The 368-nt window shown below is 59.2% G+C and carries 1 protein-coding gene; it reads right to left on the reverse strand.

Features of this window, described 5'->3' with window-relative positions; all coding sequences use genetic code 11:
* Positions 1–52 precede the first annotated feature (52 nt).
* A partial coding sequence (locus tag AC1DKR_RS21450) for a cbb3-type cytochrome c oxidase subunit I (RefSeq protein ID WP_478035248.1) occupies positions 53–368 on the reverse strand: 316 nt, incomplete at its 5' end.

A 368-nucleotide genomic window follows, 5' to 3' on the forward strand; every position in this document is an offset into this window, starting at 1 on the left:
ACCATGAAGAAGGCCAGCAGGCCAATATTCTTCTCGACTGCTTCATGCTTCATCAGTGAGCTCCAACTACAGCAATCTTGGCGGCGGCTTCAGCTTCAGCCGGGTCCGAGGCACGAACGGTACGGAACACGTTGTAGGCCATCAACAGCATGCCGCTGGCAAAGAACGCGCCGCCCAGGGCACGAACGATGAAACCAGGGTGGCTGGCTTGCAGCGCTTCCACGAACGAGTAGGTGAGGGTGCCGTCGTCGTTGATTGCACGCCACATCAGGCCCTGGGTGATGCCGTTGACCCACATCGAAGCGATGTACAACACGGTACCGATGGTCGCGAGCCAGAAGTGCGCGTTGATCAGGCCGGTGCTGTGC

The organism is Stenotrophomonas sp. 01N47, from assembly GCF_056399165.1.